This is a genomic window from Chthoniobacterales bacterium (assembly GCA_018883245.1).
Lineage (GTDB): Bacteria > Verrucomicrobiota > Verrucomicrobiia > Chthoniobacterales > JACTMZ01 > JACTMZ01.
In genome coordinates, this window is record VEQL01000052.1 from 1 (window position 1) to 13,836 (window position 13,836).

Below are 13,836 nucleotides of genomic sequence, written 5' to 3' on the forward strand. Positions count from 1 at the left end.
AGCGGGGCCCGCCGTGAATGTCGTCATCGCCTTTGGTCTCTGGCTGGTGATGGGGCGCTTTCTTGGCAGCGAGGACCTCGCGCGGGTGGCGCAAGGCGAGTCGGACCTCTTGGGCGATCTTTTGGCCATCAATGTCATGCTTGTGGTTTTCAATCTGGTGCCCGCTTTTCCCATGGATGGCGGGCGCGTCTTGCGGAGCCTGCTGGCCTTGCGGATGAAACACTCCCGCGCAACACGCATCGCGGCGGTCATCGGCCAAGGAATCGCCGTCATCTTCGGAACTATCGGGCTGTTCGGTCATCCAATGCTGCTTTTCATCGCCATCTTCGTTTTTTTCGGCGCTCAGCAGGAAGCGGCCTATGCCCTGATGAAGGAAGCCGTGGACGAGACACGCCTCTCGTCGCTCATGGATCCTGCTCCGCTTCTGCTCAGCCCGGGCATGCCTGTCATTGAAGCGGCGAAAGCCGCGATCCTGCAGCCCGCCGAATTTTTCCCCGTGGTCGATGGCAATCTTCGTCTCTTGGGCAAGGTGCCCGCTTCCACGTTGGCAGAGGCGATCCAATCCGGCACAGGAGCCGATGTCGGATCGATCATGGCGGGGGACGTGGCAAGCCTGCGTGCGGACGCGCCTCTCGCACAAGCGATCGATGTTTTCCGTGCCTCATCCGCCGGCATCGTTGTCATCGTGAATTCTGCCGACCAAATGGTCGGGATCCTGCGGCGCGACAAAGTTTCCTCTGCGTTGCCTGTGAGCGGCAACTATTGACATTGCCTCGGAGGTGTTCCGCGGATAAATTCATAACTGAGCCCCCGGACGCCGTGCGCTTCGCGCGGTGCGGGGGCTCGTCCTTTAACAGATGATCGCAGGATTTCCCGAACTTACCGCTGCCGAGGCTGCCTCTCTTATCAATACTGACGATGTCGTGGGCTTCGGCGGTTTCACCCCGGCCGGATCACCCAAAGCTGTTTCGAGGGAAATCGCGCAGCGGGCTCTGACCGAGCATGCTGCCGGACGGCCTTTTTCGATCGGCGTAATCACCGGGGCGAGCACGGGCCCTTCGCTCGACGGGGTGCTTGCCCAAAGCGATGCGGTCAAATTCCGCACCCCTTACCAAAGCGATCCGGACCTCCGCAAACGAATCAACACCGGCAAGACCCAATTCTTCGACATGCACCTGTCGCAGTTGCCCCAAGCGGTGCGCTACGGCTTCCTCGGCGAAATGGACTGGGCGATCGTGGAAGTCTGCGACGTGAAGCCGTCGGGCGAGGTGACCTTGACCAGCAGCGTCGGGGCATCGCCAACCTTCCTGCGCAAGGCCAAGCGTGTGATTCTCGAGCGGAACAAACGGCATCCGTCCGCACTGCGCGGATTCCACGACATTTACGAACCGGAGGACCCGCCGACGCGCAAGCACATCCCGATATACCATCCCGAAGACCGCATCGGCACCGAGACGATACATATCGACCCGGCCAAGATTGCCGGTGTCGTGGAGACCGACCTTGATGACGAGGTGGCCGGCTTTGACGAACCGAACGACGTCACGCGTCGCATCGGAGAAAACGTGGCCGACTTCCTTGCCGGCGAACTGCGCGCGGGGCGCATCAGTCCGGAGTTCCTGCCCATCCAGAGCGGAGTGGGGAACATCGCCAACGCCGTGCTTTTCGCCATGGGAGGCAATCCCGGTATCCCACCTTTCCGGATGTATACCGAGGTCATCCAAGACTCTGTGGTGAAGCTGATGCGGGACGGCCGCATTCTTTTCGCCAGCGGTTCCTCGCTCACGCTGAGCAACGGCGTGATGAAGGATCTTTACCGCGATCTTGAGCAGTTCCGCGGGAAAATCCTTCTCCGGCCGCAGGAAATTTCGAACAACCCCGAAATCGTCCGTCGCCTCGGCATCATTTCGATCAACACGGCGCTCGAACTCGATCTTTACGGCAACGTCAACAGCACGCACGTTATGGGTCGGCAGATGATGAACGGCATCGGCGGGTCGGGGGACTTCACCCGCAACGCCTACATCTCCATCTTCACGTGTCCGTCATCGGTCAAAGGAGGCAAGATCAGCCCCATCGTGCCGATGGTGTCCCACCTCGACCACAGCGAACACAGCGTCCAGGTCATCGCCACCGAAAACGGCGTGGCAGATCTGCGCGGCAAGTCGCCGCACGAGCGCGCGCAGCTGATCATCGAAAACTGCGCCCACGCGGATTACCGCCCGATGTTGCGCGAATACCTCAAACTCGGCGGCGAGGCCCATACACCCCAATCCTTCGACAACGCCTATGCGCTTCACCGCGCCTTCCTCGTCGACGGAGATATGCGCAAAGCCCGCATCTCGGCGCAGTGATTGCCCGGGAATTCTGCCCGGCGAAGTCCTTTTGTTTGTCAGCTTCCGCTGTGTTGGGTTAACATGTCACGACGCATGCAACAGAAGACCGCGCTGACTATCGAAGGCAAAACGCTCGAGTTACCCGTGATTGTCGGGACCGAGAACGAAAAAGCCATCGATATCCGCACCCTGCGCGACCAGACGGGATACATAAGTTTCGACGACGGCTACGCCAACACGGGCTCCTGCCGCAGCGACATCACCTTCATTGACGGCGAGAAAGGAATTCTCCGTCACCGCGGCTATCCGATCGAAGAACTTGCCGACAAGTCCATCTTTCTCGAAACCGCCTACTTGATCATTTACGGCGAACTTCCGACTACAAAGCAGCTCTCGAAATTCCGCGGACGAGTGGCTTCCAGCGCCTCCGTGCACGAGGGAATGCGGAATTTCTTCGAAGGTTTTCCGCACAACTCCCATCCCATGGCCATCCTCTCGGCCATGCTCAACACGCTTGGGTGTTACTACCCGGAAATGACCACTCACAAGCGCTCCCACGACCTCGAGCATTTCGACTGGGCTGCGGCGCTTCTCATCTCGAAGGTTCGGACACTGGCCGCGATGTCCTACCGCACGAAGCGCGGACTGCCGTTTGTTTACCCCCGATGGGATCTGCGCTATGCGGCAAACTTCCTGCACATGATGTTCTCCGAGCCCTACCGGGACTACAATCCGAAGCCGGAAGTCACCGACGCGCTCGACCTTATTCTTTTGCTGCACGCGGACCACGAGCAAAACTGCAGCACCTCGACCGTCCGCATGGTTGCGTCGAGCGGCGCGAACCTATTCGCGAGCGTTTCGGCAGGCGTCAGCGCCCTCTGGGGCCCGCTTCACGGCGGGGCCAACGCGGCCGTCGTTGAAATGCTCGAGCAAATCCGCGAGAGTGGCGATGACGGGCGCAAGACTGTCGAGGCGGTGAAGAAGGGTGAAATGCGCCTCATGGGATTTGGTCACCGCGTTTACAAGAACTACGACCCACGCGCGCGCATCCTTGGCGAGACAGCCAAGCGTGTGCTTGCCGCCATGGGCATGAAGGATCCTCTTCTCGATATCGCCATGCACCTGGAGCAGGTCGCGCTCAACGATGATTACTTCGTCTCGCGCAAACTCTACCCCAATGTCGATTTTTACAGCGGCATCATTCTGCGTGCTATCGGGATCCCCGTGGATATGTTCCCCGTCATGTTCGCCATAGGTCGCATGCCGGGATGGATCGCGCACTGGCGCGAGATGGCTACCAGCACAAAACAGAAAATCCACCGTCCGCGCCAGATCTACACAGGCTCTCCGCAGCGCCAATACGTCGAGGTCGAAGACCGCGGGGATTAGGACCTTTCGACAGGTTCCAAGGCCTACGGCTCAGCGGCTTTTTGCCTCGGGTCGTTTGATCAGCCACTGAGGCGCCTGAACCACAAACTGGAATTGCCCCTTGTGCATATCCAGTTCCGCGAGGAACTCCACCCCGGACCCGGTCGGGAACTTTTGCATGCGTTTCCGGAGATCCACATCGGGGGACCAAAGCAGGAACTTTGCGCCAGAGACTTCCACGGCAAGCGGTCTGCGGCCTGCAACGGTCCCGCGCACCAGAAAGATTTCGCCGATGTGCGCCGCCGGATTCTTGGCGGCGTCCGCTAAAAATTCCCCCACCTGCGAGGGTTGAAGAGCCTCGAAGCCGACGCTCAGCGGCTCCGCTTGACCGTTGTTCGTCCCGGGCTTCTCCGGCTTGATCCGTGCATTTTTGTCATTCTCTTCGACCGTTCTGTATCGTGATGCCACGGGAAAATGATCGCTGGCTCCGCCGCCCGCACCCGCGTTGCTCCAGCGCCGCGGAAGACGGAGAGGTGTGCGCGTATTGACGCCGTCTAGCATGACAACGCTGAACGAGTTGTCCCCGTATTGAACGCCGTTCGAATCATAGAGGCCTGGCGTGATCATCTGCTGCATGAGCGTGCCCCACTTGCCGGCAAAATGATCGGAGCGCCTTTGCTCCGCAGGAAGCTCATGCCAGAGGTTGTAAAGCGAAAAGCCGGGGGCCGAGGCAGTGGCCGATTCGTCGCCTTGCGATCCAAGGATGTCGTTCAAGCCCGTCTCGCCCATGAACGGATAAGCCTGCGACTGGTTGTATTGACTGTTGAAATCGCCGGTGACGATGATGTCGGCGGACGGATCCTCCCGCAGGATATCGTCCAAACGCCCGCGAAGGGTGCGGGCGTTGAAGCGCCGGCTTTGCTCGGAGTTGAAATCGCCGGCTCCGGATTTCCAGTGGTTGACGAAGACGTGGAGGGGATGGCCTTCGGCATCCAGCGTCACTTCGAGGATGTCACGCGCATCGGGTGTCGGATGGCTGCGTTTCTTCGTCACTGGAAACTTGCTGAAAACCGCGTTCTTGTGGCCCTTCTTGTGGATCTTCCGGTCGTCCAGCGCCAAGGCGGCGAAATCCGGTTTATCATCACCGATCGCCACGTGGTATCCGGTCATTCCCTCGTCGCTGAGGTATTTTAGCAAGAGTGCTTCGACAGGAAGCCCGCGCACCTCGTCGTTCAATCCGGTGGTCAGCATTTTCTCCACCGTTGTGCTTTTGTATTTGCCCAGGAATGCGTCGTAATCGACCACTTTGGAATCCGGCGTGAAATCCATCTCGAACTCGTTGAAGCAGGCGATCTCCGGGCCTTTGCCGCCATTGAAAGACTTCAAGACTTTGCCGATGGTCTGGAGCTTCCTGACAAGTTTCGACGGCGAATAGTCATTCGGCGCCCCCGTCTCCGCGTAGTCTTCGAAGATGGCCTCCTTGTCCGCATCGAACAAATTCTCCACATTGTAGGTCAGCACGGAGAATTCTCGCGCGGATACTGCGGACAGCGGGAGCAAGACTGTTGCCACCATGTTGCAGACGGCGAAAATCCCGCGGCGCGACATGACGGTGACAATGGGCGCCTCCGACCGCGCGCTCAAACAAAAATCCCGTCCTGCGTGTGGCGCAGGACGGGAGAACGGGAGGGAAATCCCGATATTATTGTCAGCTCAACGCAGCCTGAGCAGCCGCAAGCCGGGCGATCGGCACCCGGAACGGCGAGCAGCTCACGTAATCGAGACCGATCTCGTGGCAAAACTCCACGCTGTCGGGATCGCCGCCGTGCTCGCCGCAGATGCCAAGCTTGATTTTCTTGCGCGTCTTCCGGCCGAGTTCGGCCGCCATTCGCATGAGTTTGCCGACACCCGCCCTGTCCACGCTGGCAAACGGGTTTTTCTTCACGATTTCCAGATCTTGGTAAACCGGAAGGAAACTTCCCGAGTCGTCGCGGCTCATGGCGAGCGTGGTCTGTGTGAGGTCGTTCGTTCCGAAGCTGAAGAATTCGGCGTCGGAGGCAATTTCGTCGGCGATGAGTGCCGCGCGAGGGACCTCGATCATCGTGCCGACCAGATAGTCGAACTTGGTTTTTTTCTCCTTCGCCACCTCGGCAGCCACGCGGTGGATGAGGTCGATCTGGAGCTTCAGCTCTTTTTGGAATCCGGCGAGCGGGATCATGATTTCCGGGCGCACCTTGATGCCCTTCTTCTGGACTTCGGCGGCGGCTTCGAAGATCGCACGCGCCTGCATCTCGGAAATTTCCGGGTAGCTGATGCCGAGGCGACACCCGCGGTGACCGAGCATCGGGTTGAACTCGTGCAACTCGTGCACCCGCTTGGTGACTTTGTCCGCACTGATTCCCATCTTGTCCGCAAGACTGTTCTGCTGCGTGTGATCGTGCGGAAGAAACTCGTGGAGCGGCGGATCGAGGAGGCGGATGGTTGCCGGGAGTCCCTTGAGGGCCTTGAAGATGCCGATGAAGTCTTCCCGCTGGTAGGGCAGGAGCTTGGCAAGAGCCTTGAGACGATCCTCCTTTTTCTCGGCCAGGATCATCTCGCGGACCGCGTCGATTCGGTCGCCCTCGAAGAACATGTGCTCGGTGCGGCAAAGGCCGATGCCTTCGGCCCCGAAGGCCACGGCATTTTCGGTCTGTTCCGGCGTGTCTGCGTTGGTGCGCACGCCGAGACGCGTGGCTTTTTTGCACCACTTCATGAGTTGCTCGAAGTCGCGGTAAATCGCGCTCTTGGCAGGACTGAGAGACTTCTCGACCAGGACCTGGATGATCTCCGAGGGCGCGGTCTTGATTTTTCCGTTGTAAACTTCACCCGCTGTTCCGTCGATCGAGAGATAATCGCCCTCGTTGTAGGTGTGGTCGCCGACGCGGAGCGTCTTGGCGCCGTAATCGATGTGCAGGGCGCCGGCGCCGCAGACGCAGACTTTGCCCATCTGGCGCGCGACGAGCGCGGCGTGAGAACTCACGCCTCCGCGGGCCGTGAGAATACCCTCGGCAGCGATCATGCCTCGAAGGTCTTCGGGCGAGGTCTCCACCCGGACCAACAGGACCTTCTCGCCTTTGGCTGCGGCTTCGACGCAGCGCTCGGCATTGAAATAGATGCGACCCGAGGCCGCGCCGGGACCGGCGGGCAGGCCCTTGGCGATCACCTTCGCCGCCTTGACCGCGTCGCGGTCGAAAATCGGCGCGAGAACCTGGTCAAGCTGCTCGGCGGGAACGCGGTGCACCGCCGTTTTCCAGTCGATGAGCTTCTCGGCGACCATGTCGCACGCGATTTTGACCGCGGCCAGGCCGGTGCGCTTGCCGTTGCGCGTCTGCAGCATGAAAAGCTTGCCGTCCTCGACGGTGAACTCGAAGTCCTGCATGTCCTTGAAGTGGGTCTCGAGGATTTTCTGGACCTTGAGGAGATGCTTGAAGGCCTGCGGAAGTTGTTTGTCCATTTTGGACACGGGCTCCGGCGTGCGGACACCGGCAACGACGTCCTCGCCCTGCGCGTTGACGAGAAACTCGCCGTAAAGCACTTTCACACCGGCGGCAGGGTCGCGCGTGAACGCAACGCCTGATCCGCTGGTGTCGCCCATGTTGCCGAATACCATGGCCTGCACGTTGACGGCCGTGCCCCATTCGTGGGGAATGTTGTATTTGCGGCGGTAAACAATGGCCCGCTCGTTGTTCCATGAACCGAACACCGCACCCACCGCACCCATGAGTTGCTCGCGAGGATTGTTGGGAAATGTTTTGCCTGTGCGCTCTCTCACCAGGGCCTTGAAACGCTTCACCAACTCCTTTAGCGCGTCCGCATCGAGGGCCGTGTCGCTGATATGCGGATCACCCGGAAAAAGTTCCGCTTTGAGTTTTTCGATCACCGTCTCGAACGGCTCGTGTTCTTCGCCGGGGCGCTTTTGCACGCCCATCACCACGTCGCCATACATCTGGATAAAGCGGCGGTAGCAGTCGTAGGCGAAGCGCTCGTTTTTCGTCAGTCGGGCGAGGCCATCGACCGTGGCGTCGTTGAGGCCGAGATTCAGAATGGTGTCCATCATTCCCGGCATCGAGTCCCGCGCGCCGGAACGAACGGCCACGAGCAACGGGTTGTTCACGTCGCCGAACTTTTTGCCCATGGACTTTTCCATCTTGACCACGGCGGCGTCGATTTGCGCGTCGAGCTGCTTGGGATAAGTGCGCTTGTGGTCGTAATAGTAGGTGCAGACTTCCGTGCTGATGGTGAATCCGCACGGGACGGGCAATCCGATGCGTGTCATCTCGGCCAGGTTTGCTCCTTTGCCGCCGAGCAGGGCTTTCATCTTGCCGTCGCCGTCCGCCTTGCCGTCGCCGAAATAGTAAACGTATTTGCCTTTGGTTGCCGCGGGCGCCTTGCCTTTTTTGCCGCCCTTTTTCTTCGAGGTTTTGCTCATGAGTAGTCGCTGGATAGTTTGCGAAAGAACAAACAGAAATATCCGGACGTCGCCCGGGTGTCAAAACAAGACACCCTCAGGCGCCGCAAACTTCGCGGATGGCCTGACGGATGGCATGCACCGAGGCCTGCAGTTCCCGGTCGGTGAAGCAAAGCGGCGGCATGAGCACGATCGTGTCGCCGATCGGCCGCGTGAGGAGGCCATGCCGGCGGGCGGCCATGCAAACTTTCGCCCCCGTCTGATCCTGCCACGGGTAGGGGGCACCTTTTTCGCGAGACACATCGATGCCGGCCATGAACCCGCACTGGCGCACGTCGCCGACATTTTTTTCGGAGGCCAATTCGCAGAGCAATTCGCCCATCAGGCGCATCTTGGGCTGGAGGCGCTCCAAAGTGTTTTCCATCTCGAAGACCTCCAGACTCGCCAGAGCCGCAGCGCAACCGAGCGGATTGCCGCAATAGCTGTGACCGTAAAATAGCGTTTTTCTCTCGGCATAATCACCGAGAAATGCTGCGAAAATTTTTTCCGTGGTCAGCGTGGCTGCCAGCGGCATCGTTCCGCCCGTGAGTCCTTTCGCCAGGGCGATGAAGTCCGGGAGGACGTCCTCGCGCTGGCAGGCGAACATGGATCCCGTGCGCCCGAAACCGGTCATGACCTCGTCAAGTATCAGGAACACGCCGTTGCGGTCGCACCAGGCTCGCAGTTCGCGCAGCAGTCCCGCGGGCCACGTTCGCATACCCGCGGCGCCTTGGATGAGCGGTTCAATGACCACGCCCGCGAGACTGCCCAAACTTTCCTGATCGAGCGCATCGAGCGATGCGAGATCCGGGACGCGCAGGACGGGGAACTGGAGGGGAGCAAAGCGCTGATGAAAAGCGGCAATGCCGCCGATGCTGGCGGCGCCGGCCGTGTCGCCGTGGTAGGCGTTCTCGAACGCGGCGAAGCGGCAACGTTGGGGCGCACCGGTCAACTGATTGTATTGCACGGCCATTTTCAGAGCGACCTCGATGGCGGTCGATCCGTCGTCCGAGTAGAAAACGCGGGTCAATGTCTCGCGCGGAAACAGCCCTGCCAGTTTTTCCGCCAGAAGAATCGCCGGCTCGTTCGTGCACCCGAGAAACGAACTGTGGGCGAGACGCGCGGCCTGCGTTTGGATGGCCTTGACGATGTGCGGATGCGAGTGGCCGTGGATATTGGTCCAGATGGAGCTGTTGCCGTCGAGATAGCGGCGCCCTTTGGCGTCGGTTAGCACACTGCCGCGCCCCTCGGTAATGACCAAAGGTTCGTGTTCGGGGGCGCACCAATCGCGCATTTGGGTGAAGGGATGCCAAATGTGCGCTTTGTCGATGGAGGAGAGTTTTTCTGATGATGCCGACACAGTCGCAGAGCATAAAGTTCCGCGCCCGCTGCACAAGCCGCGGCACGGCGAGCTTTGCAACAGCCCCGCGTTGTGCCATAGCGGTGCGTGATGATTGTCAGCATCGGCAGATTCACCTTGGCGCGCATCAGGGGACTGGGCGACTACTCGATCTTTGTCGCGCTGTCGCTGGCCGGCGCATTTTCCGCACGGCGCTTGGCCGGCCGCGTGGCCCGCGCAATCAACGAGCAGGGGCCTCGGTGCCTGCCGGTTATCCTCATCGTCGGCCTCTTCACCGGGCTTGTGCTGGGCCTGCAGGGTTACCATGTGCTGAGCCGGTTCGGTTCGGAGGGTTTGCTCGGTGCATTGGTGTCCTTGAGCCTTGTCCGCGAGATGGCGCCGGTGCTCGCGGCCCTGATGCTCGTCGGACAAGCGGGATCTGCTTTGGCCGCAGAACTGGGCATCCAGCGAAACTCCGAACAGATCGCGGCTTTGGAGACGATGGGGGTCAGCAGCTACGGCTACTTAGTAAGCCCGCGACTACTCAGTTGCTTGGTCGTTTTTCCCATGCAGACCGCGCTGTTTGTCGCCGTCGGGCTGTGGGGTGGAAGTCTTTCGGGCTCCTTGCTGCTGGGCGTGGACTCCGGCGTTTATTGGTCGTCGGTCGAGCGGGCCGTGGAAAGCAAGGATGTGCGCGAATGCCTGCTCAAGGCGCTGGTTTTCGGGCTTTTGACCATCAGCATCTGCGCATACCAGGGATTCCATGCCCACCGCGTGCGGGGCGCGACCGGTGCCCGTGCTGTGAGTGCGGCAACGACCAAAGCCGTCGTTTATTCGAGCATCGTTGTCCTCGCCGCCGATTACGTGATCACCTCGTTCCTTATCTGACCCGTGGAAAAGGTAGCCGCTAAACACAGCGAAAAGGAGGCTGCGAGCGGCAGCGGAGCGCTGCTCGAAGTCGAAGGTCTGCGGAAAGGATTCGGCGGGCGTCCGGTCCTCCGCGGGATCGGCTTTGCCGTGCAGCGCGGAAGCATTTTCACGGTGCTGGGGCCGAGCGGCGCCGGTAAATCCGTCCTCCTGAAATGTCTCGCCGACGTCGAGAAGCCGGACGATGGGCGCGTGTTCTTCGACGGAAAGCTCATGGACTTCCGCCGCCCTGCCGAACGACAGGCCTTCCACCGCCGGTGCAGCTTTTTGTTCCAAGGCAACGCCCTGTTCGACTCCCTCACAGCGCTCCAAAACGTCGCGCTGCCGCTCGAGCAGACGACCGGCCTCGGACGTTCGGAAATAAGGGAGCGCTCCATGGAAGCGTTGGAGCAGTTGGAACTGCACGAGCACGCCGGGCACTACCCGTCCATGCTATCCGGCGGCATGCAAAAGCGCCTTGCTTTGGCCCGCGCCATCGTCACCCGGCCGGAACTTGTTTTTTTCGACGAGCCGACAGCCGGGCTGGATCCGCTCCGTCGCAACGCGGTTTTTTCGATGATCGCAAAATACCAGTCCGTGTTCGGCTTCACGGCCCTGATCGTAACCCACGATGTGGTCGAGGCGCTCGAGGTCAGCTGCGTCGTCGCGCTGCTGCATCACGGCGAGATTTGTTTTTGCGGAACGCCTGCAGAATTCGCGTCCTCGGCAAACACGGTGGTGCGTTCCTTCCGGGACAGTCCGCAGGCCCTGCGTTCCGCGCTGGACGTCCTGCGCGGCGGCGGCGATCTTGGGCGGGAAGAAGACTTATGAGGGAAAAACGTCTGGAATTGGGCGTCGGCCTGTTCGTGCTGCTCGGTCTGGCGGCGCTGTGCTACCTGACCGTCAAGCTCGGTGCCGGCGCCATTGTCGGCTCCGACACTTATCCCATCGCAGCGCGCTTCGCCAACACGGGTGGACTGAATAAAGGCGCCACCGTGATGCTGGCGGGAGTGAAGGTCGGACGGGTCGAGGACATCAGCCTTGATCCCGGTGATTACAGCGCGATCGTCCAGATGCGGGTTCTCTCGAATGTGCGCCTTCCGAGCGATACCATGGCTTCGATCAAAACTTCCGGCCTGATCGGCGACAAATTCGTTGCCTTGGCCCCGGGCGCGGAAGAAAACTTTCTCGAGCCAAGCACTCGCATAGACATGACCGAATCCGCCATCGAACTCGAATCGCTGATCAGCAAAATGGCTTTCGGCAACGTCAAAGACGAAAAGGCCGGCGACAAGGCCGCTGATTCACAGGAGGTCCGGGAATGAAAATACTCGCGATCTTGCTGAGCACGGCTCTCGCCCTTGCGGTTCCGGCTTTTGCCGATTCCATAGGAGATGCGGAAACAACGTTGCGCGGATACATCGATGAAGTTCTCGCCGTCACGAAGGACACCAAAGGCGGGCGGAGCATGGCAGACCAGTTGCAGCCGATCCTCGAACGATGCGTCAACTTTGACGCGATGACCCGCCGCGCGGTCGGCCCCGGCTGGCGTCAATTTTCCGCCGCACAGCAGGCCGAGGCGACCAAGATGTTCACCAAGCTGATCATTCGCAGTTACAGCGAGAAGTTCACGCCCGGACAGCAACCGGAAATCTCCTTCCTCAAGCCCAAATCACCTTCGCCAGACAAGGTGGAGATCCCGACAACAACCATTTACAAGGGCAGCCGCTACATCATCACTTACCGGCTCGAGAACCGCAGCAAGTGGGTGGTCACCGACATTCTTGCGGAGGGCGTCAGTCTCGTAGCCAACTACCGCGCCCAATTCGACGAGCTTTTCAAGAAGGGCGGGGCAGTCGCGGTTTTGGACTCGCTCAAAGCTTCGGTCGGGAACTCATGAAAAGCTGCCTGCTATTTGCCGTTGGCATCGCGCTGCCGTTCGCGGTCGTCGGATGCGCCGGGAAATCTTCGCACCAAGCGCCGGCCACCGCGCCCGTGAATGCAACCTCGTCCGACGGGAAATCGGTCGCCGGGGAAGACGATTGGGACAACGCTGCCGAGGTCAAGGTTTCCGATCCCATAGAGCCGGTGAACCGTGGTGTTTTCTGGGTGAATCACCAACTCTACACCTACATCGGCAAGCCTTTCTCGACAGCTTACGAGTTCATATTCCCGGAACTGGTCCGGCGCGGCATCCGCAACGCCTATGACAACGTCCGCTTCCCGGTCCGCTTCGTCAACCACACGCTGCAAGGACGCCTCGATCGGACGGCCAAGGAAACGGGCAAGTTTCTTGTGAACACGACGGCGGGGGTGGGCGGCGTGATGACTCCTGCCGACAAAATTCCCGCGTTGGCCGAGGTGCCCCGCGCGGATACCGGCCAGACTTTCGCCAAGTGGGGGATTCCCCATGGACCTTACCTCGTTTTTCCCGTGCTTGGCCCTACGACCTGCCGCGAACTGGTTGGCACGGCGGGAGACGCCGCGCTCAATCCCTTGTCCTGGGTCAGCCTGATATTTCCGGGCGCGGCTTGGACGCTCGGTGTCACGGCACCCGGCGGTGCCCACACGGTTCCCGACCAGATGGATCGCTACGACGCTGCGACCAAGGACGCTCTCGATCCCTACATTTCCGCCCGCACGGGATACATCCAATATCGCAACGCCGCAGCCAAGCGTTAGGCGGAGCCAAGATCCGCCAGCATTTTGTCGGCAAGCAAGACGTCCTCATGCGACGCACGCCGACGCTGGTATTTGCGCCAGAGAATGTCGCGCAATTCCTCGAGATCTGCGCGATCTGGCACATCATGATATATCCAGTTCTCGTCGTGTTTGCGCTTGGACTGCAGCCGCCAACGGCCCTGCGTTTTGACTGCTCGAATCTCGCGCTTTTCGCCGTCCTCCGTGCGTTGCGTCCAGCCATGCTCGTTGCGCATGAAACTTATTGAGGGAGCGCGCCGGATTTTTAGCAAGCAGGATTGACGCTGCCTCAGCGGGGAATTAAAAAAAGCTCTCGTTCTTTTGCATGACAAGCGTCCGGCGAACGCCGGGCGAGACCGACCAGCAAGCCAAGGGAAGGCCGTGAGATCCGGCCACAGTTGCGCTGCGGTTACCGGTCACGATCCTCCATCCCGCGCAGACGGGAGCAAAGCCAGTCCGATAAACTTCGGATGAAGGCGAGGGGAAAGGCGATTCCACGGGGAATCACAAACCGGGAGTCCGAACATCTTCTTGCAGGTCCTCGACGCGTGCGTGGCCGGGTGGCCTCGCGCGAAAAAACTTCATCGCAAAAAATGAAGCGTGCGGGAGCAGTCTTTGTTGCCGCGGTATCGCGCCGCGCCATCGGGGTCTCTCTTGCCCACAAATAACAAGGAAGAGACAACCGATGATGCGAAAAATAG

11 protein-coding genes, 1 pseudogene and 1 riboswitch are annotated in these 13,836 nt (G+C 60.3%); of the genes and pseudogenes, 8 read left to right on the forward strand and 4 right to left on the reverse strand.

What is annotated here, in order from left to right:
• The 3 genes and pseudogenes from FGM15_12405 to FGM15_12415 all read left to right on the forward strand — a co-directional run bounded on the left by FGM15_12405 (position 1) and on the right by FGM15_12415 (position 3,725).
• A pseudogene (locus tag FGM15_12405) lies at positions 1-376 on the forward strand (site-2 protease family protein).
• A gap of 481 nt (positions 377-857) precedes the next feature.
• Positions 858-2,354 (forward strand): succinate CoA transferase, encoded by a 1,497-nt coding sequence (locus FGM15_12410; GenBank protein MBU3666659.1) that lies wholly within the window; start codon positions 858-860, stop codon positions 2,352-2,354.
• A gap of 75 nt (positions 2,355-2,429) precedes the next feature.
• Positions 2,430-3,725 carry a citrate synthase gene (locus FGM15_12415; GenBank protein MBU3666660.1) on the forward strand — a complete coding sequence of 432 codons (1,296 nt, stop codon included), beginning with the start codon at positions 2,430-2,432 and terminating at the stop codon, positions 3,723-3,725.
• 30 nt (positions 3,726-3,755) lie between these two features.
• On the opposite strand, the gene FGM15_12420 is transcribed toward FGM15_12415, so the two are convergent.
• The 3 genes from FGM15_12420 to bioA form a co-directional block, all read right to left on the reverse strand.
• A complete protein-coding gene (locus FGM15_12420; GenBank protein ID MBU3666661.1) occupies positions 3,756-5,348 on the reverse strand; it encodes an endonuclease/exonuclease/phosphatase family protein in 1,593 nt (530 codons plus the stop codon).
• Positions 5,349-5,412: 64 nt separating this feature from the next.
• Entirely contained in the window at positions 5,413-8,172 is a 2,760-nt protein-coding gene (locus tag FGM15_12425; GenBank protein ID MBU3666662.1) for a pyruvate, phosphate dikinase, read from the reverse strand.
• 76 nt (positions 8,173-8,248) lie between these two features.
• The gene (bioA, locus tag FGM15_12430; protein ID MBU3666663.1) at positions 8,249-9,484 is read right to left on the reverse strand and encodes an adenosylmethionine--8-amino-7-oxononanoate transaminase; all 1,236 of its coding nucleotides are present in this window, start codon (positions 9,482-9,484) and stop codon (positions 8,249-8,251) included.
• 156 nt (positions 9,485-9,640) lie between these two features.
• On the opposite strand from bioA, the gene FGM15_12435 reads away from it, so the two are divergent.
• Genes FGM15_12435 through FGM15_12455 form a run of 5 tightly spaced genes read left to right on the forward strand, consistent with a single transcriptional unit; the run spans position 9,641 to position 13,117 of the window.
• Positions 9,641-10,417: an ABC transporter permease gene (locus FGM15_12435; protein ID MBU3666664.1), complete on the forward strand. Its 777-nt coding sequence runs from the start codon at positions 9,641-9,643 to the stop codon at positions 10,415-10,417.
• Between the two features lie 3 nt (positions 10,418-10,420).
• Entirely contained in the window at positions 10,421-11,266 is an 846-nt protein-coding gene (locus tag FGM15_12440; GenBank protein MBU3666665.1) for an ATP-binding cassette domain-containing protein, read from the forward strand.
• On the forward strand, positions 11,263-11,760 hold the full coding sequence (gene mlaD, locus FGM15_12445; protein MBU3666666.1) for an outer membrane lipid asymmetry maintenance protein MlaD: 498 nt from the start codon (positions 11,263-11,265) through the stop codon (positions 11,758-11,760). The genes FGM15_12440 and mlaD overlap by 4 nt, the downstream gene beginning before the upstream one ends.
• Positions 11,757-12,335 carry an ABC transporter substrate-binding protein gene (locus FGM15_12450; protein ID MBU3666667.1) on the forward strand — a complete coding sequence of 193 codons (579 nt, stop codon included), beginning with the start codon at positions 11,757-11,759 and terminating at the stop codon, positions 12,333-12,335. The genes mlaD and FGM15_12450 overlap by 4 nt, the downstream gene beginning before the upstream one ends.
• Entirely contained in the window at positions 12,332-13,117 is a 786-nt protein-coding gene (locus tag FGM15_12455) for a VacJ family lipoprotein (GenBank protein ID MBU3666668.1), read from the forward strand. Before FGM15_12450 ends, FGM15_12455 begins: the two co-directional genes overlap by 4 nt.
• Here the strand turns inward: FGM15_12455 and FGM15_12460 are convergent.
• Complete coding sequence (locus tag FGM15_12460) at positions 13,114-13,371, reverse strand: hypothetical protein (protein MBU3666669.1); 258 nt, start codon at positions 13,369-13,371, stop codon at positions 13,114-13,116. The two genes, FGM15_12455 and FGM15_12460, sit on opposite strands and share 4 nt — an antisense overlap.
• Before the next feature lie 99 nt (positions 13,372-13,470).
• Positions 13,471-13,685: riboswitch (cobalamin riboswitch) on the forward strand.
• The last annotated feature ends 151 nt before the right edge of the window (positions 13,686-13,836 follow it).